Raw genomic sequence first — 21,647 nt, forward strand, 5'->3', positions numbered from 1 at the left:
CATGCACAAGAGGTTTTCACTCTGGTCAGGACTCTCGCCCTGGTCGATAATCAGCTATACCTTAAATACGATTCGTTTAGTGATCACCAACGGTTATGCCATGATCCCTGTGGTCTATACGGGTTGGAAACAAGGCTTTAATGCCCCCTGGATCATAGTGGCAGTGGTTGGTGTTACCCTCGCGGTACTCGTCTATGCCATCATTCAATGGGCCATGTTTCGTTATCGCTTATATGAAGATAAACTTGGCGTGCGTCAGGGGCTCATTTTTAAGAAGACCCACGAGATCCCCCTGAGCAAGATACAGAATGTGCGTCTGGAACAGCCCTTCTATTTTAGGCCCATGGGACTCTACAGCTTAGTCGTAGAGACCGCTGGATCCAAAGAAGATGAAGCGGTACTCGCCGCGGTAAACTATCGCCAGGCAATCCAATTAAAACACAAGTTGGTTAACCCTCTCCTTCCCTCGGTATTAGAGGATGTTGAAGCTGATGTAGAAGGTAAATATCAGGCTAAAAATGCCATAGAAAATAATGCCGAAATCAATGGCGCCGTATCCAATGACACTTACGGCAACAAAGGCGTTAAGGCCAGAAGCGAGAGCCTAGTTCGCAAAGATTTTAAGCAACTACTGTTATTTGGTTTATATCAAAATAACCTGTTTTGGTTTGCCATTATTGCTGGTCCGATCATAGGGCAATTTGACTGGTCGCAACTTGCCGACACTCATCTAGCTCAATCTGTGTGGCACTGGTATGAGCTCACTATCAGTACCAATCTGCTTTACCAAATCATACTGGCTAGCCTGTTAATGATTGGCTTCTACTTGCTCTTGTCATTGATCTCCATGGCCGCATCGGTTCTCAAATATTATCCCTATCACCTGAGCAGAGATAGCAGCACACTACACAGGAGTGGCGGTATTATCGCTAAACAGAGTGATGCTTTGGCCCTTAAGCGAATTCAGGTGATTCGATTCTCACAACCCATCATAGGCAGGTTACTCAGGCTGTGGACCGTGTATTTCAAACAGGTGACAGGCACTGAAGTCGGGCAAAAAGCGCAACGTCATATGTTAGTCCCCAGCATGACTCGTCAGACCGTATCTGCACTACTGAAGAATATGAAGGGCATAGAAGCCAGGACGACTGAGCTTCCCAAACACTATAATCCCATACATTTTGGCTGGTACTGGCGACGAGGCTTGGCCCCGCTTATCGTGCCAGCGGTTAACACCCTAGGCATGGGACTCAATCCCATAACCGAATTGATGTGGTTAATAGGGCTAAGCTTTACTATTGGTCTCTATTTGCGATATCGCCAATGGGGCTATGTCTTAGATGGCAGTGACTGCTGGATCCACACCGGCATGCTCGGTCATAGCTGGCACTTAATTGCGTTAAAAAAAGTACAACACGTCGCCATTATTCAGACTAAAGGTCAGAAAAGAAAAGGCCTGGCGACCCTTGAACTCGGTCTCGCAAGCGGTACCCAGACTATCCCCTATTTACCACTGCATGATGCCAGAGAAATTGCCGAGCGCGCACTAGCCATAACCGGTCGTTCTCATCAGAATTGGATTTAAATTTACCCGCTCTTAGGTGCTAGAAACTAGGCACTGAGTGCTCAAGCTCGAGTCTAAAAAAAGGAGAATACTCTTGAACACAAGTGAAAAAAATCAGTTACATACACAGTCGCAGACGATACAGATGACACCTGAGACTATTATCAACTTCTGGTTCGACGAGATTGAGCCTAAAGCCTGGTGGGTGAAAGATACTGAATTTGATGCCTTGATAAAACACAGGTTCGGTTTGCTCGTCGAACAACCTAGAGCCGGGGAACTCTACCATTGGCGCGCCACACCTCAGGGACGCTTCGCCGAGATCATAGTGCTGGATCAGTTTTGCCGTAATATCTACAGGGATACACCTCAGGCCTTCGCATCGGACCCCTTGGCGCTGGCTCTGGCCCAGGAGGCCGTGGCACAAGGTGCTGATACCGAACTTAAAGCCAAGCAGGTTCCTTTCCTGTATATGCCTTATATGCACAGTGAATCTAGGAAGATCCATGAGATAGCCATGGTGCTGTTTAGCCGTGAAGCCGCAGCGGGCAACCTAGAGTTTGAGCGCAGGCATAAAATGATTATCGACCAATTTGGCCGCTACCCCCATAGAAATGAGATCCTTGGGCGAGAATCGACGCCAGAAGAAGTAGCGTTTTTGTCGCAGCCAGGATCAAGCTTCTAGTACTTGTCGAATAACAAGTTGGCAAGTATTTTTAGGCTTGGGTTCATTTGGCGGGTTTGGTGTTGGGTGGTTATTTGAAGGTCGCCCCCTTCATTGTAACCTAACGCTTCCCAGCGGGGGATATGCAGATACTTCTGCGAGACGCCGGCTCTTGATTTTATAAGAGTACTTCCGTGGAGGCTCTGCCGAAACAAACAACGTCCATGTTTAACGGCCAGTTCGGCATCCCAGCCTCTCGTTCGGAGAGTATAACTTCGTGATACCTCACCCTGTTTCGGAAGCTCGCAGCCGCATCTACACCTGGTTATCTGTCTCTTCGATTTAGGATTTCTTGGTTTAGTAGCTAAATACGTAAAAGCCAAAATGTGCTAGTTCCGAATGAAGCTTGAAGTGATTTTTACCTTATTCGCTCCGACCCCTTTATACATGGGGGCTGGAGGCTAGATACCTCCGGCTACCCGATTATGTGAACGGAATTTATAAACTAATAGCCTCCAATGTTCATAGCTTTTCTCTGTCTTTTATAATTGTATATCAATATATTAGCCCCTTGCATATCAATACTATATTCGGGTAATGTTTCAATTAACAGAGGAAGCAACGCCATAGATGTACCATGCTCTAAGCCAAGTTCGTCATCAATTTCTGTAAATTTAATTGCAACTCCAGACCCAGCGGGTGAAAGCCATGATTTGATCAAAGCAAATTTATCATTTTGATCATAATTATCAAAAGAGTTCACTGCAATATCGGCTTTTGGTTTCATGCTTTTTTCAAATATTCCATGCTTTTTAACTGCTAAGCGAATAGCATGACAAGCAGGACCTAATGCACCTGCAATATCACTACGTGAAGCATCATAGCTAGCGGTAGTAACTCCCCACAAGTCACTAGGTAATAAAATTTGGGGTTCACTTGGCTCTACAATAAAACACCTACGCTTTCCAAGTTTTCCAATAAATAACCCTAATTCAAATAACACGTTATCTCTTACTACATGATTACTCTCGCCTCTCATGGTTGTAATATCATCAGGATTAAAAACGAACACCCCAAAGTCACTATTATCTAATGCATCAATCAAAGAATCTAACGGAGAGCTAGACAAATCAAACACACCTTGTGGCCAAGCAGTTGCGTCTACATCGTGCTGTAAATTACTCTGAATTGTATAAGCGGCATTTAACCCTTCTACAGACGACGCGATAAATAGTTTAGGTTTCATTAATTCTCCAATATTAATAATTACGAAAGTGCACATAACGCTGGAATCAAGGGAATCCCCAGATAATTTCTTTTGTTTTCAAAAGCTAGACACACATGGTGCAATTTAATCTAATTAATTTCGCCAAAAACAAACCAGATAACAACACCATGCGCGATATTAAGGTACTACATGAGTCACTCGCAGATCAATGCCCTCAAATACATAAGAAACGTCTTAATTCTCTTATGGTTGCAACTGAGTCCTTACTCGATGGTAATCAACTATCACTAACAAAGGGGTCGTAGCGAATTAGGTAGGTCTCATGATTCAAAATTGTTTACAGGTAACGTAAATAGTAACGTAAATAGAGCCACCCAGAGTTAATTGTGTGTTTTCTATCCTCCTACTAAGCTTTGGTTATTAGTAGAAGTAGGAGGTCGTCATGCCCCGTCCAAGAAGAACTCAAATTAGTATTGAAGATACGCCTTGGTACCACGCAGTCTCAAGATGTGTTCGCAAAGCATGGCTAACAGGAGTCGATCCTAATACGGGTCAATCGTATGAGCATCGACGAGAATGGGTTGAATCTCAATTACTTAAGCTTGGTGATATTTTTGCTATTGATATTGCAGCTTATACGGTGATGAGTAACCACCTGCATCTAGTTCTGAGGATAGATATTGAATTAGCCAATAACTGGACAGACAGAGAGGTCGTAGAGCAGTGGCATCAACTGTTTAAAGGAACTGACTTAACCCAAAGGTTTGCAAAGGGGGAACTCGTTGAAGAGGTGAACCTTACACCCTTAAGGCACTCAATTGCCCAGTACAGAAGCCGTTTAAGCGATATATCTTGCTAACGCTTTCAAAAGAGTTGAGATGCTTAAATGAGCCGATTGCTAGAAAAGCCAACAAAGAAGATAATTGTACTGGTCGATTCTGGGAGGGGCGTTTCACCTATTTCCTTTTTAGAGAGTCAAGCACTGTTAGATGAAGCTGCGGTTTTGACCTGTATGGCTTACGTTGACTACTGTTTATTAATAGATAGGCCTATTCGAGCCAAGATGGCACTAATCCCAGAAAAATCAGACTATACCAGTATTCAAGCGCGTATAAAGGCAGCTTTGAAAGGTGAGCAGCCTAAGTCGCCACTTCCCTTCATGGGCAATGAAAGTTCGTCTAATATACTCAATAGGTTGAATATCTCACCAGGTAACTGGATAAAGATGACCTCTGACTTTGGTAAAATATTTCATGGTCCTGTTGGCAACTACCTTGAAAAACACCGAAACAAAGAGCTTACAAATTACTGCGACCATCTACAGAAAAGACATCGTCATTTTGCTAAGTGCTGCAAGTACCTGGAAGATGGCTGCGGTGTTTTTCAAGATAGTCATTAGCTGATTTTCCCTCCTTTACAATTATTTCCACTTAAACAGCTTGAATTCACCAGCCCTGCCTGAAAATCGTTATTTTAGTTAGAAATCCCCAGTTCGATGATGGTGATGGACAGAAGTTGCAGTTATATCGGTAATTATTGTTGATTTATTGTGGGTGGCCAGATTAAACACTGCAAGATTTAGTCAGAGATCCACAAGCGTGCTATTAAATTCGTGGGGACCCCTCAGGTTCTGACCCCTTTATTGATCAATTTTCAGTCTCTCTTTCAAATTCCGTGGCGCTAAATATTTGTACTGTCTACTACCTCTCTCTTTGCTCTTAATTAGTAAGTTCAGATCTACTAATTTATCCAGATAGCCTCTGGAAGCTGCTGCTGTAACATTAAACTCCGTCTGCCATTCCTTGACTGTGAACTCTCGCCCTGCATCTTCGAGTGCCTTCTTAATAATAGTGATGTGTGGGTGTTTAAACTGTCTAAAGTATGGAGACTTATGCAGGTCCAACCTCGTTTTCTCAATATCTTCAATTTTCTTCTGCATGAACGTGGTGAAACCTTCCAGAGCCCTAATGAGAATACCCATATTAAAATCGATGAAATGTGTAAGGTCGAACTCATCCACTTCGCTCTTAACAAAAGCGCGGGCGTATCTGTTCATTGATTTTTTAAGTAGCGACGAAATAGAAATGAACTCAAAGTTGTCATAGCCACTTTTTAGCATAAACCAGTAGAATAATGCTCTTGCAGTTCTGCCGTTCCCATCTGCGAATGGGTGTATATACCCAACCATAAAGTGTAGAATAATGGCCTTAACTATTGGATGTATAAATTCAGCGCCTTCGTGCTCTTCGTTAGCAAATTCACACAGATTTTGAAGCAATAGGCTTACTTTATTGGCATCTGGAGCTTGGTGGATAAGCTCATCATCAACAACACCTCTTACAGCTATATCTCCCTCACGAATCATTCCTGCTACATGGTCATTTTCAGATACGTCTTGTGTCGCCACCATGTTTAATTTCTGAATAAGCTCAATGGTTAACGGCTCATGAATCGATGCCTTCGCATATTTCATTAACTGGTAATTATTAATGATCATCCTTTCAGAGAAGTCCCTTGGTTCGCGGCCTGTTGAGAGAAGAGCTTTAGCCACAGACCTTGTAGTTGCCGCACCTTCCATTTGCGCGCTCGAAATAGACTCCTCCATAATCAAGCTAGTCGTTAAATACCGCTGCGAATCGTTACCTTGTAGTTTAAGATGCTTAAGTGTCGATAAGCGCTCAATCTTGTGAATCTTGTGAACAAGCGATGAAATGCTATAAAATACAAGCGCCACTTTACCATCTGATTTGTAAGCGAAAAGTTTATCAATAACCTCTAGGTTTCTTTTCAATTTTAACAGGTGCCATGTAGCTTCTTTATACCCCTTAAATTGCGGAGTACGGGTGATAAACTCATCCCAAGACAGATAGTCACCTTTTGAACTAAACCCACAAAGTTGTGGGCTCACCTTTGACCAGAGTTCTTTTGGCAAGCAAGAAAGCTCGTTGCCCTCAGCTCTTGGCGGCACCTCAATGCCGAACACTTTCTTTTTCATCATCTAAACCTAAAAAAATATTTTGTATGTTTGTCAGTATTACTTGTAAAGTATGTTTCAGCAAGTAATAAGAGCAAGATATTTAAATAAGCTTTCTTTACATTAAGTTAAGTCAGTATCAATACAAGGCTAGGCTTATTAAGATAGATAAATAAACTCTATTTTTTGATGATAATAAATGCGATTTAAAGACTCAGAAAAAGTCAATTCTAACGAGTCACTTTCGCTCTTGCAGGAAAGAACGTTCGAATAATATAGGCACTGTTAACGACTGAAAGCGAGTATAAAACTGACTATATCAAAAGACAGGACATATATGGACGCTCCCGTTGTGTCAAGACAACATTCTCCCAACTAAGGCTATTTGGTCTTAGCTTTAAGTTATCTTGATTTAGCTTTTTATGAGGTAGCTTCTATGACTTCAGCTCGACGTACCTGATTGTTAGGCCGATAGCGACCCAGAATTGCCGGCGGTTCGCAGACTCTTGTGAAAGTAAGAGTGCACATTCCCCGCCGGACAGGCATTAGGTTACAAAAAAGGAAAGCAATCAAATACTTTACTCAACATAATTACGGCCAAATGAAGTAAGAAAAATGCCCTAACCTTCATTCGAAGGTGCTAAACCAAGGGTAGGTAAATATCTGTTATCAGTTCATGCTCTGCCACTTCGGGGAAGAAGTTCTGATAATGGAAGAAACAGTGAAAGTCTCTTAGGGACTCGCCGCTTTCCGGTAACCACTGGCCATACAGATAATGAATTTTGGTATCTAGGTCGTCATGTGAACCCAGATGACGAATCACCGCGCAGCGACCAGCAGGAATGGTTTTGTTGATAATCCCCGAAGCGTTAGCTGGCACCTCATGCAATACCGAGCCCGCTATATCGAACCTGAACTTATCTGCTGCAACGGATTTAGGGTCTTCATAAATTAGCCCGAAGGTTTGGCTCTTCGCCACAGGCGATAGACCCGTCAGCTTACGCCAAGTTATAAACTTACCGACTGATTCATTAACCAGCTCGGGAGCGCCCCTATGCTCGAATACCGCTATCTTAGTCTCAGTAAAGTTGACGATATCGACGCTAACGTCTAACTGCTCTGCCTGCTGTTTCTTATCCATCTTACGGCCTCCAAATTGATATTTTTTATTCCAGCTCAACCACTGAGCCTGGCGACGAAATTCAGAAGGCGATTGATCGAAAGCTTTCTTGAATGCCCGAGAGAATGACTCGGGGTAATCAAATTTAGCATCCAGTGCAATATCAATAATCTTGGCATCACGGTCAAAGTAGAGTCGATAAGAGGCTCGCTTTAAACGTAATAGTTGGATATACCTGAATATGCCAACACCTAAATAATCCGAAAACTGACGATGAAAATGATACTTAGAGAAACCGGCAAACAGACTCAGATGTTCAACTGACAGGTCTTCATCCAAGTTTTCATAAATATAGTCACAGACCCGGATCATCACCTTAGCGTAACTGTCTATTTTTGTTTTCAACTGTATAATATCTCAACTAGGTTTCCATCAGCGTTCAAGATGGCGAGCTCCACGATAAAGCCCACTCATCACATGCTCAATACTACACGCCCTTCTGAATATGAGGCTAGTATGTCGATGACACGGAAGGTTTTCCTGACAGATATTGCTCTAGTCAAAAAAAATCAAAATATAGTTCGATGAATATCTATTGGTGACGCTTCAAACGACGGTCCCACTTCCCTTCGGCTGGTGAACTGCACTCCTCTTCGGTATCGAAACTGACCTTGCTCTTTAAATCACCGACCTTAATCGCCACCTTAGCCAGTTCCAGCTCAATGAGCCCGATAAGATACTTATCCTGCTTATTGGTTATCGCATCGGATANCTCAGCATGGGTATTAAATACACAGACAATTCTTAATGACTGCGGAAACTTATCGTAATTAACTCGGTGAGTTATCCACTCGAAGCCCTCNACATGCTCCAGTGCCAGNTCACAGACGTGAGTCAGTGATNCTCTCAGGCTATTTTCAATCTTCTTATCCGACTTTCTCATTAGTTTCACCTTGCTCTTCAATCGTACTTTGCTTACCTCTATCGCACAGGGATCGCTAGCCAGTACTATATGAGGTATTTATACATAGGCTTGAGTCTACAGGAACTATTAGCATCTCAGTTAGCAGCTTATCGCTAAGCCAAAAAATGAGGCAAGCAAAGGGAATAAAGAGTAAAAAAAGATGAATAATCTACAAAAAAGTACTGATCTGCCAGTCGATCAAGGTGGCATTACCATCATTATCACAAAGCCAGATCCTGGCTCTGGTCATCGGCTTGAGTAGGCCGACTTCCGACTCGACTTTTGACCAATCTTCATCGATGAAGTGCTCACCATTGATCAACAATTTGTCCAGGCTATAAGGCGTGATCAAAGACTCTTGCGTGCCATCATCTGTGTCTATGGTGAAACCCAGTTGGGACGCGTCGCGCCAGTAAAAGACTAAAGTCCCGATCCAGGACGTCATATGATTAGGCTCACAGGCAAAGTCAGCCGGAGGACGTAGACGCCCTCCGGCGAGAGCAAACTGCGAAGTACCGAATATAAGCACAGCCAGCAATGCCGCACTCATCACAGTAAAAAACTTACTCGTATCAAACATCATAGATCACCAACGATAGCTGCCGCTTATCATATCCATGCGTTCAGACTGACGCTCAGTAAACTCAAACATGCAGCTATCATAGGTATAATCCATAAAGTTCTCTATTGGATCATCTCCTCCTTTGCGACAGGTGTTCCGGCCCGCTGGGCAGCCGTAGGCAGGGGAACGCTCGGCGGCAGTATCTGACACCAGATCACCAGACTTACTACAGCCCCCCTGAAAGGTATGATAAAGACCAAGCCAGTGACCCACTTCGTGGGTTGCGGTATCACCTTCACTGTATGGAGCGGCACTACCACCTGGCATAGACTGATTGAGAATAACTATGCCATCATCTAGTGGGTCGTTGGTATAACTAGTGGGGAACGTGGCCCAGCCCAGTAAACCGCCTCCCATATTATTGGCGTAAATATTTAATGTACTGGCGCCTCCCTGACGCAATGCGCTTTTCATCGATGCCTCGGCACTGCTATTAGGGCCTGCCGTATACCAGCTGTCATTGGCGGTTAATGTCGTCGCAACTAAATTAAATACAAATAGCGTATCGAAGCCACCTTCACCATTGCCTGCAGCAAAAGCCTTATTCAAGACGTCTATTTGAGCATTAACCTTGTTAGTCACATCACCACTGCCTGAGTCACTGGTTATCACGTGAAAATATACGGGAATGACCTTACCTACCGGAGTATAAGGTGTTGAATCTCCTCCGCCGCCATTACCTCCACCGCCATTACCATTACCACTGCCTCCATTGCCATTGCCATTGCCTGGTTTGAATAGAGACCTTAAATGCTCATTGAGCATTTTTACTTCTCTGTCTGAGGGCGTTCGCGTTGCACAGCGTTTGAAGGCGGCATTAGGGTTGGCATTATCCCAACCATTACCGCCCGAATTGGGTTCTGCTGCCATAGATTGCGGCAAGGTTAAGAGCAGTAACCCTACCAATAAAAATAGTGACCTAAACATCTGCAACCTCCTGGGGGGCTTTCACCCTCCACCGATTTATTACTTGTTATGCCTAAATTATAACCTAGGTAAAAATGACTGAAGCTCTGATGACATCAATACTTAGCTCATTTCAGACTCAACAAATACTTAGCTAGATAAATTGATTATGTAGATCTGCTAGCCCTTGATGCTGTAATCCCCTGTTGTCGATAGGGTCACTGTGATCGTAGCGTCGGTTTTATTTTTCCAATACCAGCCATGTGCACCCGCGAATGGCGTGGTCAAGGATCCCTTCATCTTATCTGACGTAGTGATAGAGAAACTCTCGAAATAACCTGTGGTATCGCCCTTAGGCTCACCATGAAAATCAAAATACAGCGGCTCCCCCCCCGTGCTCCACTCATACTCTAAGTGAACAAACTCATCCATCAATAACTTATATTCTAGCCCCTTACCCGCGGGGATATTGATCTTAACGGTATCGCTTCTCACCCCAGGAGTCTGGCGAGCTTGGGCTATCTGGGCAACGCTCGGGGCATTGGCCATCTCTTTACTCGTCACTGGATTAGTTTGCCCGAAGACGAACACGCTGTCGTTACTCTTGACTGAGCTGGCACTCTTATCGAGGGCGTCAATTTCAACGGCCGGTGATCCACTCGTTGCAGCGGCCTGAGATATTGCTGTTAACCCCAACGCCTGACCGATTCCCGTTGGATCGATATTGTACTCGGCAGGCAAGATAGCGATAACCAAGATGACAGCTGCAATCGCCGATGCGGCGACGCTGGCCTTGACTAAGGTGGCAGCGGAGTGCACCGGAATGCTATTCAACAGTGTTTCGTTCTGCGTGGTCGAACTTGGCTTGTTATTGGTATTCATAATTATTCCTTAAACTTAGATCTGTTTCCGATGTGAAATTGAGTCAGTTAGCTAACGAAAAATCCCGTTAACTGGAAGCCGACTAACATCAGGCCCCCACTCATCAACAAGGTGTTAGCCGCAGTGGAAAACTGCAGGTAACTCCTGTGCCGTCGCCAGAAACTCATCAAGATGAGTACCCCCCCCAGAGCCAAGAACTGGCCTATCTCCACCCCAACATTGAAAGCTAGGATATTAGCAAGCAGTCCTTCCTGGGGCAGATTAAACTCCTGGATCTTGGTGGCTAAGCCAAAACCATGGAATAAGCCGAAGATCATCACCGCAGCTTTAGTATTGGGCTGAAAACCAAACACCCGCTTGAAACCGCCTAAGTTATCGAAACCTTTATAGACGATAGAGAACCCTATGATGGCATCGATAAGGTAAGCATTAACCTGAATGTCACTGAGTACACCCAACAACAAGGTAATACTGTGGCCTAAGGTAAACAGGCTGACATAGAGCAACACATCTTTACTTCTGAATAGGAAGAAAATCACTCCCACAAGAAACAAGAGATGATCGTAACCGGTAACCATATGTTTGGCACCGATATAGATAAAGGGCAGAATCGATACCCCTTCATTTTGAATTAAAAACAGCCTGGTATCTTCATCGACCCCATGGGCCGATAACGAAAAAGAAGCAAATAGCCCAATAAAGACCACCAATAAGGTCATAGTTTGAGTCATCACTTTACTCATAGTCGTCATGGTTTTGGCCAAAGGATGGCTCATTACACATACTCCAAAAAATAACATTTAAATCAATCAAATAGAACTAAATCATAAGCTATAAGCTATAAGCTATAAGCTATAAGCTATAAGCTATAAGCTATAAGCTATAAGCTATAAGCAGATTAAGTATCTAAACAAACTTGGATTAGCGTTTTGCTCGTAAAAACGGCCTCGCACGCTAAAAAATGAACAAAAATTATGTGTGAGGAGGGGGAATGGGCGGCGCATGGCGACAATTAAGGTATGAGATGTCATCATCCGCCACAATTTCACTCTGGAAGAAACCAGGTATCAAAACCAAATCTACGCCTAGATGAGACGGAGTGTGAGAATGGTTAGCATGCTCGTGATCCAGTTCTTGAGATGCTGCATCGGCAGGCATGTTTTCATTGGCGATTGATTCTAGGTGTACAGGTTCTGTTGCATTAAAGGCTGCGATTGAATGAGGGGGGCTTGGATACAGTTCAGAGCCATTCACGGGTTCATGGCTGTTACCTGGCTCATGGCTGTGATGATGAATAACATCTATCCCCATAGGGTGTTCGCCGCTAGGGTATTGCACCGAAAAAGCCGAGCCTGTCGCAAAAAATTGGCACAATAAAATCAGGAGCAAAATAGCCTGTGTCGGTGCCGATTGCCGCTGTTTAGGTAAATTAAGTCGACTCTGTATGACTCTGGTATCGAGCAGTGGTAACTCCAACGCATTTGATGTGAAATTCGATATAAGCTTGTTCATCTGTTGAACAAGGCAAGGAGTATTAAATCAGATTGAATCGAAAACTGCCAGAGCTAAACTTAAGCCAGAGCTAAGCCTGATCGGACACACCAATATGCACATAGCCTCTATGCCATGATCTGCAGCGATAAAAAAGGGCTAACACCTTGCTAGCCCAGGAGTTAACGATAACGCTATCTTGGTTTATACCAAGCTGGCTAACATTTCCTCTGAGTATTCCACTACCGCCTTACCTTCACGCACTAACTCTACAAAATCGGGATTCGCGATAAAGGGTCTGCCGATGGCTAGTAGATCAAATTTATCTGCCGCTATCGCATTGCTGCCTGTCTCAGCGCTATAGCTACCCACACCCACTAATGTCTTGGTATAGATGCTGCGCACATAGCTAGACGCACTGCCGCCCAGATAATCAAACTCCATGGCATCATCGAAGATACCGATATGCAGGAAGGCCAAATTACGCTTCTCAAGCTCAGGCAATAGATAATCGAATACATCACGATCGCGATTATCACCAGCCAGGTTAACGTATGCACCAGGAGAGACACGCAACGCCGTCCTGTCATTGCCAATACGCGCAACGGTGGCATCGACCACTTCTAAGGCGAAGCGAGACATGTTTTCGACTGTCTCACCATACTCATCGGTACGGCGGTTGCTGTCGTGATGGAGAAACTGATCGATAAGGTAACCGTTGGCAGCATGGATTTCGACGCCATCAAAACCCGCGTCTATCGCATTGGCAGCGGCCTGAGCATAATCCTCTACCAACTGCGAAATTTCATCGGCTGTAACGGCCTTAGGTGTCTGATAAGTCAATTCACGCATTCTGGGCACGCTACCTTCTACACCGACTGCAGAAGGCGCTATCACATCTGTGCTGCCTGAATTTTGGAAAAAATGCGGGTGAGCGACGCGCCCCGTATGCCACAGTTGAGCGAACATTTTACCACCAGCTTGATGTACCGCATCGGTCACCACTCGCCAGCCATCTATTTGCGCCGGAGTAAACAGACCCGGCGTGTTAGGAAATCCTTGCCCATCCGGGCGAATAATGGTCGCCTCTGAGATGATAAGACCCGCCTCTGCGCGGCGAGCATAATAATCGGCCATGGCTTGAGTCGGCACTAATTCATCATCGGCCATACAACGAGTCAGCGGTGCCATGAGGATGCGATTTTTAAGAGACAAGGTGTCGTTGAGAGCATAGGTTTGAAAAAGATTACGGGTCATAGGGAACTCTAATTCTTGAATGAGCGTTCAAGATATTCTTTTTTGAACGATCATTCAAGTCATTTTTGAACAAGCATTCAAAAAAGAGTACAATCTATTTGAACACGGTTATCCGAATGCTATTCGGCTAGTGTATCGTTCGTATTTTTACCCTAAGAGTAGACGGAGCTTAAAGCTAACCATGCGAAACGCCGAATTTGATAGAGAAAAAGTATTGAGATCAGCCATGACCGCTTTTATGGACAAGGGCTATGGCAAGACCAGCATGCAAGATCTTAAAAAAGCCACGGGCTTACATCCTGGCTCTATCTATTGTGCATTCGAGAATAAACGTGGCCTACTGCTAGCGGCTTTAGAGCAATACAAGCTTGACAGAAATGCTGAATTTGAGGGTTTCTTCGCCGAAAAACATCCGGTCCTAGTCGAGCTTAAGGCCTATCTCGATCATATCGTACAGGAGTGCCTAAGCTATGATGCCGCCCGAGCCTGCTTACTCATTAAGGCCCTCAACGAAATTGCCGAAGCAGATGCAGAGCTCCAAGCCATCATCACTGGTAACTTAGCTAACTGGCAGAAGGCACTGACTCAGGTTTTTGAACTGGCTCAAGCCAAAGGTGAACTCACGACTGAGCGCGATGCAGAGCATCTGGCACGCTACTTAATTCTAGGAGTATATGGCCTGAGAACCTTCGCTCACACACACCCCGAAGGCGACACCATACAAGAGCTGGCCAATCAGCTTTATCAGGACCTGTGTAGATAAACTTAAAAATTGAGTCTGTCTCGCCCGCATCCTTAACTCGCGACTCACCAGTCTCTTGAGGCTTACAGCTAAAATCTAGATTCCGGCCACAAGCATGCCGGAATGACCTAGGCCACAAGCATGCCGGAATGACCTAGGACCACAAGCAGTCGGAATGACCTAGGGGCTATAGCACTCCAGTCCTATGGCTTTCTTCGCTGTATCTTGAACTTTCTTAGCTTTTTCTTAAGACTTAAAACTGACAACTCGAGACTTTGTTAGCTCTGCCCTTAACTCAAGACTTATCCGGCCTCACAATAAAAGCGCAAAGAACCAACTTAACAAACGTGCACAGTTAGTAACACCATCTTTATACGAAAAGGCAGCTGAAAACCCCCTATTGAAACTCAAAATCAGACTCTACACCAAGCTGTATGTTATGCTCAAAACCACTTTTCACCTTTAATATTTGAGAGTACATAAATCTATGTCCATGAGTTTTGCTCGTTATCCCTCCATTGCCCTAGTTAAAGAGATAGAGTCACCTGAAAACCCTGGAGGACTCGAAAAACGTGTTGCACTAGTCCCCGATGATGTGGGTCGACTCGTCCAAGCCGGGATCAAGGTTTATGTTGAGCATGGTGCCGGAGAAGGCGTCTCTTTTACCGATGACGAATACCTGAAAAATGGCGCCATCATGCAGACGGCAGAACAAATATACCTAGATAAAGCGCTCATCATTAAGTTTAAAGGGCCATCACTCGCTTCCATAGAAAACATGAGTGAAACTTGTACTCTATTTTGCATGGCACATTTTAACTCCTACCCGGAACGCGCAAAATTACTGCAAGACAAGCGGATCAATGTCATCGCCATGGAAGAGATATGCGAATCCCCTAAGCAAGAGTCGGATACTCGGATCTTAGGCCGAGTGGCTATGAATCACGCCTTAGCTCCCTTCTTCGCTAACAATTCTATGGGCGGATTGCGCGTCAGAATCATAGGCTGGAGCGAACGTCTACGCGGGGCGATCAACCGATGTGGCAACCGTAACCCGCGCTCATTACAGGTGATCCAGCCCAATATCACCTTCGACGAGCTAGATGTCAGCGGAACCGATGCCCTGTATTTATACGACAGTCAGAGCTTCGATGATCCCAATAACATACTCGGTCAGCTGAAAGATGCCGGCACCCATCTATTCGACATGCACGAATTTGAGCGCGAACAGGGTCAGCAAGCCGTAGATGCCTATAGAGCCAGTCATCCACCCGCTGAATTTGGCTTACGCCGCATCCAATGCTTACACGAAACCGGTCAAGCTGGCGCGAGATACGGCATGGATTTACTGAAGAAAAATAAACCTTCTCAGGATATTTCAACCTGTAAGGCTGTCATTCTAGGCTATGGTAACGTAGCTCAGGGGGCGTTAGATGAATTGCATAGCCAAGGCATCAAACATATCCATGTATTAGGCCGCACTCAGACTAGCAGCGGTAGAATCGATTACTGGCTCAAAGATGCCGATATCGTCGTCAATGGCGCCGAACAAGCGGCGGAGCTGAGAGGCAAAAACTTTTTAATCAGCAACCAACACATCAAGGATTTAATGCCGCAGAATTCAGTGGTCATAGATCTCGTCGGCGGTAGCCCTACCAACAGGAGCCCAGTCGAAGCCGTCATAAGTTGTAGCTTCCTGACTGCCCCCTATCTGGTACAGGATGGAGTGTTTGTTTCGGCGCTATGGGGCTGGCCTATGATGGGAATGATGCGTGAAACCGCCATTCGTTATTCAGGCCAGATAGTCGAAGTGTTAATTGGTCAGGAACAACTGATCGATGGCATTAAAGCGGTAGCCCCCGGAATACGACCGGCTCTGGTCTGTGGTCCCTTTTAATCTAAAAAAGTCTACATAACTAGGGGGAGCCAATGCTCCCCCTAGTTATGCCATATTGTCATTGTTTGCAGTCTTGAGCCTTTAAAGCCAAAATCTGGATTCCGGCCATAAGCATGCTGGAATGACTAAGGAAAACATGCCGGAATGACTAAGGGAAACATGCCGGAATGACTAAGGGAAACATGCCGGAATGACTAAGGGAAACATGCCGGAATGACTAAGGAAAACATGCCGGAATGACTAAGGGAAACATGCCGGAATGACCAGGGGAAGCATGCCGAAGTGACCTGTCTTAGTTTTATTTAACCACCAATACAGGGCATAGGGCCTGATTGGCGACGGCCTCGGCTACGTTCGGGCTTAACATGTGTGAGATACCAGTATGACCATGACTTGCGATAACTATCATGCCCACTTCACGCTCTTCGGCTTCCTCCAATATTTGAGCTAATACCCCTCCGCTGCGAATATTAGTATGTACGAACAAGCCACTGGGCATCTGCTCGCGCACTTCTGATACCAGCATCTTCATCTTCTCATCGGCGTAAGCTTCCTGATCTTGCAGCAGCTCGGCGGGGCTATCGACCAATATGCCGTAATCTGGTGCACCGTACGGTAGGCTAATCACATTGAGCAACCTAATATCAACCGCATATAGGTTGGCCATTTCGACGGCATAACCTAAGGCATGGGATGCCGTTTCCGAAAAGTCGGTCGGGCACAATATATGACTAGTACGCATAACTTTCTCCTATTGGATTGGCTCCTATTGATTCAGCTTCTAAATAGATCAGCTCTCAATAATCTTTTCTAGTTCCTAAGCCCCCTGGAATTCAAACCTCAAAACTTATTTAACCACTAAGACCGGACACTTAGCCTCATTTGCCACAGACTCCGCCACATTCGCATGGAGAAAATGGGCTAAACCTGTGTGACTATGACTGGCTAAGACGATCATCCCGGCGTTTATCACACTAGCCGATGCCAAGATCTCCTCGGCCGGTGAACCGTGGCGAATAATCCCCTCAACCGACAAGCCTGAATCTAAGCTTCCAATTAGCTTACGCATCTTTTCTGCAGCTTCCCCCTCCATTCGACTAGCGAGTTCCTCAGGCGTTACTGATAACACGCGGGTATATTTGTCACCGAATGGCTTATCGACCACATGCAGTATGCGGATCCCTACGCTATAAAAGTTGGCCATCTCAAAGGCGTAGCCCATTGCATGGGAGGCCGTCTCAGAAAAGTCTGTGGGGCAGAGTATTTGACGAGTTCGCATGTCATTCTCCTTATAGATAAGCTCCCAGTTCTTAAGCCTAAATCCCCGAACCTTATCTTAAAATAAGTGGCATAGCCCCAATCTCCTGCCTACAGGTCGCTGATGACATATGCCACGAGCAGCGCCATACTTAGTCAAATAGGGCTACGCCAAACCTTGTCTAATGACCCTGTCAAGATCACGTTCAACGTCCCTATCGAAAACTTAACGATTAGCTATAAGTATTGAACATTTAGAGCGTTTTTCAACTACATGCACCTAAATTCATGAGATTACGTAAAGCTAGCCATATTAATGGCATAATCAAGAGCGTCAGGTACAAACTCAGATATATCTGTTAGCCCGAGTATTGACCCCCTTCTCATGTCTTAAGCATAGTCTCAAAATGCCTGTTAATCCTATCCTTTATCATCCTCGTCCTATCGATAGGTATTCCCCTAACGATGCCAACAGCCCAGTAATAATGGTTAAAAAATAGCGCTTACTGGCTGCCGTTCTAGCAACCTATTTACGCTCAACTCATTAACAGCAATCAGTAAAAATCGACAGGGGTTTGTATTATTTTTAAACAGAGGTAGATCTTCATCCCATTGTGAATTAAGATAGCTCAACACAGACCGACTAATCAGTCTGTTTGTTGATAGATTTATTATCGCGCTAAAAACAATCGACTAGACTGGATACAGAACAGGAGCTATGAGCAGATGAATATGCCTATTGAGACAGAGAATAAATCAGCAATGCAATCACAACTCGACGCGTTACTCAGACTACAAAGAACCAGCTATCGCTCAGAGCCAGCTCCGACTTATGCACTGAGAGTCAAGCAGCTCAAAGAACTCAAGCAAGCCTTGCTGAGATTTCAACAACCACTAGCCGATGCCCTCAATCGAGATTATGGCAGCCGTTCGGTCGACGACACGCTAATCTCAGATATCATGCCCTGTATCAACAACATCAACTACAGCCTCAAGAACCTGAAGAAATGGATGAAGCCCAGTTCTCGCCATGCGGGACTTTTACTCGCCCCGGCTAAGATAAAGGTACATTATCAGCCAGTAGGCGTGGTCGGCATCATAGTGCCATGGAACTTTCCAGTCATGCTTTCGATAGGCCCCTTGATCACCGCCTTGAGCGCAGGCAATCGCGCCATGCTTAAGCTGTCAGAATTCACACCTGAGACCAACAAGGTCTTGGCTCAGATGCTATCGAGTATCTTCGACGAATCATTAGTCGCCATCATTGAAGGTGAAGCCGATGTTGCCGCCGCATTCTCGGGACTGGCATTCGATCACTTGCTGTTTACCGGCTCCACCACAGTTGGAAAACATGTGATGCGCGCCGCGGCTGCTAACTTAACCCCAGTGACCTTAGAGCTAGGCGGAAAATCTCCAGTGGTTATCGCCCCCGATATGCCCATAGACACAGCCGTAGAACGTATGATCTATGGTAAATGCTTAAACTCGGGCCAAATCTGTGTCGCACCGGATTACGTCCTACTCCCTAAAGAGAAGCAAGCCGAATTTATCGCCGCTTATCAGAAAAAATTCAACGCCATGTACGGCAAGGTGAGTGACAACAAGGATTATGGCGCCATCATCAACCAACGTCAGTTTGACCGTCTAACCTCGGTTCTCGAAGATGCAAAAAGCAAAGGCGCAACTGTGGTTTCAGCCAATGATGAGGCTATCGATACCGCTAAGCGTAAAATCCCCACTCAATTAATCACCAATGTCAGTGATGAGATGCGCTTGATGCAAGACGAAATTTTTGGCCCCTTACTGCCTATCGTAGGTTATGACACCCTCAATGATTCGATAAAGTACATCAATGACCGCCCCCGTCCTTTGGCACTCTATATCATGAGCTTCGATGCACAGGCTCAAGCCAAGATACTCAACAACACCCATTCTGGTGGCGTCTGTATCAACGAAACCGTGTTCCACGTCGCCGCCGACGACGCACCATTCGGTGGCATAGGCCCCTCGGGCATGGGTCACTATCACGGCAAGGAAGGCTTCTTGACCTTGAGCCACGCCAAGACGGTATTGCGCCGCGGTAAACTCAACACAGGCAAGCTTGTTCATCCTCCCTATGGCACCGGCATTCAAGCCATGTTATATAAATTTTTCCTACGTTAACAGCCGCAGATGCTGGTTTAGCTGCGAGAAAAAACGTAACCGTAGGAGCTGCTTTAGCTGCGAATTTAGAACAGAAAAAAATCTAAACAGAGAAAAAAGCAATAGATGAGTAAAATAGATAAGAAGCAAGCCATACTAGACACCGCGCTGACCCTGTTTGTCAGCCAAGGCTTCTATGCCACCTCTACCGCATCCATAGCCAAGCAAGCAGGGGTAGCCACCGGTACCCTGTTTCATCATTTCCCATCCAAAGATGGGCTGATGAATCATCTGTTTCTTAATATCAAGCAGGAATTTGCCGATGCAATTCAGGCGTCAATACAAGACAGTGGCGATCTTAAAAAGGATGCTAAACACCTCTGGACCAGCGCCATACAATGGGCCATGGATAACCCGCTGAAGCAGGAGTTTTTTCAGCAATACTCCATGTCACCATCCATAGCCACAAAAATCAGAGAGCAGGCCATGAACTCGATACTCGGCTTTATGGGTGCCCTGATGCAGAAAGGTCAGGCGCTGGGCTTGCTGGCTAACTATCCGCTGACCCTGATGCAAGATAACTGTCACGGTCAGTACTTAGCCGCCACCCGCTACTTCCTGAACAATCCCGATAAGTGGCAGGACCCACAACACCAAGAAGCCAGCTTCCTGCTGTTTTGGAATGCCATGGTGCAAAACTGAGAAGCCTTAAGCTAAAGATAGAGATGATAGCGCGTCAACCGGTGCAGATGTTGACACTTGGCAAGCTAAAAGAGGAAGGCGTTAACAGAAGATACGAGCTCCTAGGATCTAGAAACTCGTATTGATTAACTTATTGAGTAAACTAGCAGGTATGCTTACTTGCATCGGTTGGCTGACTCTTTGAAAAATCATAGCCAGGTTGCGCTGCTACTGTTTTTGAAAAATCAACATCCTCGGCAAAGACAGTAGCAGAAGTGAATACTAAGATGGCTGATAGGGCTGCACTGGTTAATAATTTCATTTTTAACTCCACTTTTTAGGGTTCTATTAACTACAACTATTACATATAACCAGCTGTTCTCAATTGCTAATAGATGTAATCTAGTCTCTTCTTTTTCAATGACTGTAGGATAATCTCTCCCCTAAGTGGAGGGTCAAGCATCTATTGTCAGATATTTTATTTTGCCTAACATAAACCCCAAAAAGTAAGAATGAGACACAAATAACAGGGTGGAGATCGCAATCATTTAATAATGCCTGTCTCTTTCCCCCCCCCGCCTAAACCCAGTGGCAACAAACCACTCTAGAGCTATAACTCTAAATTTAACATACTGTTAGGCTGAGTTATAAATGTGACCTGTTTCACGTTTTTTGTTGACCTGAGGCCATTTTTAGCACTAATCTAAACGCCTGTTTGATTTTTGAAGCTGCCGGGGTTAGCCAATCATAGCCACCAGCATTCGCTTAATTCATAAGGACTCAACCTATGGCATACGATTCAGATTCAACACTCGATCTCACTCAATACCCATCACTCATAGAGCTGATAGAAACAGCAAGTGAAAAATATGCAGATAAAACGGCTTATGCCTGTTTAGGCCATCACGCGAGTTTCAGTGACATTGAACGTGACTCTCGCTATTTTGCCGCCTACCTGCAGAGTATCCCAGATCTTAAATCGGGCGATCGTATTGCCATCCAGCTGCCCAACCTTATCCAATATGTTATCGCCGCATACGGTGCCATCCGCGCTGGCATGGTGTTGGTCAACACCAACCCCATGTATACCGAGCGTGAGCTAACCCATCAATATAATGACTCGGGCGCTAAGGTGTTAGTGGTGCTGTCGGATCTGCTGCCAAGCCTAGAGAATGTGGTTGCCAACACAGCAATAGACACGGTGATTTCGACCCATGCTGCGGATCTACTGGCGCCTCAGGCTCAACCAGATGTCT

20 protein-coding genes and 2 pseudogenes are annotated in these 21,647 nt (G+C 45.2%); 9 read left to right on the forward strand and 13 right to left on the reverse strand.

From position 1 onward, the window contains the following. The first annotated feature begins 1 nt into the window (after position 1). Both HRU42_RS05190 and HRU42_RS05195 read left to right on the forward strand, forming a co-directional pair. Positions 2 to 1,585 (forward strand): PH domain-containing protein, encoded by a 1,584-nt coding sequence (locus HRU42_RS05190; RefSeq protein ID WP_295029289.1) that lies wholly within the window; start codon positions 2 to 4, stop codon positions 1,583 to 1,585. Positions 1,586 to 1,709: 124 nt separating this feature from the next. Next, positions 1,710 to 2,249 carry a DUF924 family protein gene (locus HRU42_RS05195; RefSeq protein WP_295029316.1) on the forward strand — a complete coding sequence of 180 codons (540 nt, stop codon included), beginning with the start codon at positions 1,710 to 1,712 and terminating at the stop codon, positions 2,247 to 2,249. A gap of 484 nt (positions 2,250 to 2,733) precedes the next feature. On the opposite strand, the gene HRU42_RS05200 is transcribed toward HRU42_RS05195, so the two are convergent. Next, positions 2,734 to 3,474, reverse strand: a complete 741-nt coding sequence (locus tag HRU42_RS05200; RefSeq protein ID WP_295029292.1) for a nucleotide-binding protein — start codon at positions 3,472 to 3,474, stop codon at positions 2,734 to 2,736. 149 nt (positions 3,475 to 3,623) lie between these two features. Here HRU42_RS05200 and HRU42_RS05205 point away from each other — a divergent pair. Both HRU42_RS05205 and HRU42_RS05210 read left to right on the forward strand, forming a co-directional pair. Beyond that, a pseudogene (locus HRU42_RS05205) lies at positions 3,624 to 3,749 on the forward strand (IS4 family transposase); the annotation flags it as partial. A 149-nt stretch (positions 3,750 to 3,898) separates the two neighbouring features. Beyond that, positions 3,899 to 4,855: pseudogene (locus HRU42_RS05210) on the forward strand (transposase). A gap of 240 nt (positions 4,856 to 5,095) precedes the next feature. Here the strand turns inward: HRU42_RS05210 and HRU42_RS05215 are convergent. From HRU42_RS05215 to HRU42_RS05255, 9 genes are all read right to left on the reverse strand, one after another. Continuing rightward, positions 5,096 to 6,451 carry a Fic family protein gene (locus HRU42_RS05215; protein ID WP_295029294.1) on the reverse strand — a complete coding sequence of 452 codons (1,356 nt, stop codon included), beginning with the start codon at positions 6,449 to 6,451 and terminating at the stop codon, positions 5,096 to 5,098. A gap of 619 nt (positions 6,452 to 7,070) precedes the next feature. Next, positions 7,071 to 7,955 carry a GyrI-like domain-containing protein gene (locus HRU42_RS05220; protein WP_367227141.1) on the reverse strand — a complete coding sequence of 295 codons (885 nt, stop codon included), beginning with the start codon at positions 7,953 to 7,955 and terminating at the stop codon, positions 7,071 to 7,073. Between the two features lie 187 nt (positions 7,956 to 8,142). Then, a complete protein-coding gene (locus HRU42_RS05225; protein WP_295029295.1) occupies positions 8,143 to 8,493 on the reverse strand; it encodes a Fis family transcriptional regulator in 351 nt (116 codons plus the stop codon). A 190-nt stretch (positions 8,494 to 8,683) separates the two neighbouring features. Beyond that, a complete protein-coding gene (locus HRU42_RS05230) occupies positions 8,684 to 9,094 on the reverse strand; it encodes a hypothetical protein (protein ID WP_295029296.1) in 411 nt (136 codons plus the stop codon). A 6-nt stretch (positions 9,095 to 9,100) separates the two neighbouring features. Beyond that, complete coding sequence (locus HRU42_RS05235; protein WP_295029297.1) at positions 9,101 to 10,063, reverse strand: zinc metalloprotease; 963 nt, start codon at positions 10,061 to 10,063, stop codon at positions 9,101 to 9,103. Positions 10,064 to 10,222: 159 nt separating this feature from the next. After that, a complete protein-coding gene (locus HRU42_RS05240; RefSeq protein ID WP_295029298.1) occupies positions 10,223 to 10,924 on the reverse strand; it encodes a hypothetical protein in 702 nt (233 codons plus the stop codon). Between the two features lie 47 nt (positions 10,925 to 10,971). After that, positions 10,972 to 11,667, reverse strand: coding sequence for a HupE/UreJ family protein (locus tag HRU42_RS05245; protein WP_295029319.1), 696 nt, complete (start codon positions 11,665 to 11,667; stop codon positions 10,972 to 10,974). Positions 11,668 to 11,896: 229 nt separating this feature from the next. Then, the gene (locus HRU42_RS05250) at positions 11,897 to 12,436 is read right to left on the reverse strand and encodes a hypothetical protein (protein ID WP_295029299.1); all 540 of its coding nucleotides are present in this window, start codon (positions 12,434 to 12,436) and stop codon (positions 11,897 to 11,899) included. A gap of 183 nt (positions 12,437 to 12,619) precedes the next feature. Further along, on the reverse strand, positions 12,620 to 13,672 hold the full coding sequence (locus HRU42_RS05255; RefSeq protein WP_295029300.1) for an alkene reductase: 1,053 nt from the start codon (positions 13,670 to 13,672) through the stop codon (positions 12,620 to 12,622). A 181-nt stretch (positions 13,673 to 13,853) separates the two neighbouring features. On the opposite strand from HRU42_RS05255, the gene HRU42_RS05260 reads away from it, so the two are divergent. Beyond that, the gene (locus tag HRU42_RS05260) at positions 13,854 to 14,435 is read left to right on the forward strand and encodes a TetR/AcrR family transcriptional regulator (protein ID WP_295029301.1); all 582 of its coding nucleotides are present in this window, start codon (positions 13,854 to 13,856) and stop codon (positions 14,433 to 14,435) included. Between the two features lie 466 nt (positions 14,436 to 14,901). After that, a complete protein-coding gene (locus tag HRU42_RS05265) occupies positions 14,902 to 16,311 on the forward strand; it encodes an alanine dehydrogenase (RefSeq protein WP_295029303.1) in 1,410 nt (469 codons plus the stop codon). 298 nt (positions 16,312 to 16,609) lie between these two features. On the opposite strand, the gene HRU42_RS05270 is transcribed toward HRU42_RS05265, so the two are convergent. Together HRU42_RS05270 and HRU42_RS05275 are read right to left on the reverse strand one after the other, a co-directional pair. Further along, entirely contained in the window at positions 16,610 to 17,053 is a 444-nt protein-coding gene (locus tag HRU42_RS05270; protein WP_295029304.1) for a universal stress protein, read from the reverse strand. Between the two features lie 105 nt (positions 17,054 to 17,158). Continuing rightward, positions 17,159 to 17,590, reverse strand: coding sequence for a universal stress protein (locus HRU42_RS05275; protein ID WP_295029306.1), 432 nt, complete (start codon positions 17,588 to 17,590; stop codon positions 17,159 to 17,161). Between the two features lie 704 nt (positions 17,591 to 18,294). On the opposite strand from HRU42_RS05275, the gene HRU42_RS05280 reads away from it, so the two are divergent. Both HRU42_RS05280 and HRU42_RS05285 read left to right on the forward strand, forming a co-directional pair. After that, the gene (locus HRU42_RS05280; RefSeq protein WP_295029308.1) at positions 18,295 to 19,731 is read left to right on the forward strand and encodes a coniferyl aldehyde dehydrogenase; all 1,437 of its coding nucleotides are present in this window, start codon (positions 18,295 to 18,297) and stop codon (positions 19,729 to 19,731) included. A 105-nt stretch (positions 19,732 to 19,836) separates the two neighbouring features. Then, on the forward strand, positions 19,837 to 20,412 hold the full coding sequence (locus HRU42_RS05285; RefSeq protein ID WP_295029310.1) for a TetR/AcrR family transcriptional regulator: 576 nt from the start codon (positions 19,837 to 19,839) through the stop codon (positions 20,410 to 20,412). 142 nt (positions 20,413 to 20,554) lie between these two features. Here HRU42_RS05285 and HRU42_RS05290 read toward each other — a convergent pair whose 3' ends face one another. Then, positions 20,555 to 20,713, reverse strand: coding sequence for a hypothetical protein (locus tag HRU42_RS05290; protein ID WP_295029312.1), 159 nt, complete (start codon positions 20,711 to 20,713; stop codon positions 20,555 to 20,557). Between the two features lie 465 nt (positions 20,714 to 21,178). Here HRU42_RS05290 and HRU42_RS05295 point away from each other — a divergent pair. After that, positions 21,179 to 21,647 (forward strand): AMP-binding protein (locus tag HRU42_RS05295; protein ID WP_295029314.1); only part of this gene is annotated, 469 nt, incomplete at its 3' end.

Source organism: Shewanella sp. (assembly GCF_013214165.1).
Classification (GTDB): Bacteria; Pseudomonadota; Gammaproteobacteria; order Enterobacterales; family Shewanellaceae; genus Shewanella.